Source organism: Rhizobium sp. No.120, from assembly GCF_054558365.1.
On the sequence record NZ_BAAJNQ010000052.1, the window covers coordinates 1 to 1,290 of the forward strand.

Annotated in this window: 1 protein-coding gene; it reads left to right on the forward strand. The window is 56.7% G+C overall.

Features of this window, described 5'->3' with window-relative positions:
* Positions 1-361 precede the first annotated feature (361 nt).
* Positions 362-1,290, forward strand: a 929-nt coding sequence (locus ACYJRZ_RS31885) for a PAS domain-containing protein (protein WP_459465523.1), incomplete at its 3' end; no start/stop codon positions are given.

Below are 1,290 nucleotides of genomic sequence, written 5' to 3' on the forward strand. Positions count from 1 at the left end.
ATCCGGAAGCTCGGTGCGGACAATCGCGTTCACGCGATCGCTGAGGCGATCCGACGCGGGCTAATTTCCTAGCTTACGATTCGACGGAAGTGGTGTGATCGCGTTCGCTGCCTCAGCGAGGCGGCCTTCGAACGCGCTTTGCAACCTTGAGGGGGTTGGACTTGAGCAGAATGTACACCTGCTGAGCGAATGCTCATGCGCGCCCACCGAAATTAAGGTTTCGTTGGGTGTTTGACCCTAGAAATAGGGGCGCCGGGAGGAAGGGTTGTCACAATATCGATCAGCCGGCTGACCTGTAACCGAAAGCCACGGCCTCTAAGTCCAACAGAACCTGATCGGCGGACACGAGCCCTCGGCAGACATGGAGCGCATCTTGGGTATTATGTCTTTGGGGTTCTCGTCCGACGCCGGGGCCGTGCTCGCCGCAATGAGCAAGTCGCAAGCGATCATCGAGTTCGATCTCACGGGAAAAATTCTGTCCGCTAATGCGAACTTTTGCGCGGCGCTCGGTTATGAGCTGAGCGAAATCGTGGGCCAACATCATCGGATGTTCGTCGATCCAGCCGAGGCCTCGAGCGCCGAATACCGCCAGTTCTGGAGCGATCTGGCCGCTGGCAAGTTTGACCAGCGTCAATACAAGCGCATTGGCAAAGGCGGCAGGGAAATCTGGATCGAGGGCTCCTACAACCCCGTCTTCAAGGGCGGTAAGCCCTACAAGGTCGTCAAGTTTGCAACTGATATTACGACCCAAAAGCTGAAGAGTGCCGAGGATGCCGGAAAACTGGATGCGCTGTCGCGCGCTCAAGCCGTGATTGAATTCACACCTGCGGGCGAAATCCTGACAGCCAACGAGAACTTTCTCAGCACCCTCGGATACCAGCTGTCCGAAATCAAGGGAAAGCATCACTCGATCTTCTGCGAATCCGCCTACATCCACAGCGACGACTACCGCAAATTCTGGATCCGGTTGGCGGGAGGAGAGTTTGTTGCTGATGAGTTCATGCGGCTGGGCAAGGGCGGAAAGAAGGTCTACATACAAGCCTCGTACAATCCGATCTTCGACATGAACGGCAAGGTCTTCAAGGTCGTCAAGTTCGCGACGGATGTCACGAAACGCGTCGAAAACGTCGACCAGCTCGCATCCGCTCTACAAGCACTTGCAGACGGCGATCTTACCCAGCAGCTCAGCACGCCCTTCTTGCCGACGCTGGAGAAGCTCCGGTTGGATTTCAACAGCGCTGCCTCCAAACTCCGCTCGGCCATGGAAACGGTATCGCAGAATGCCGCGGC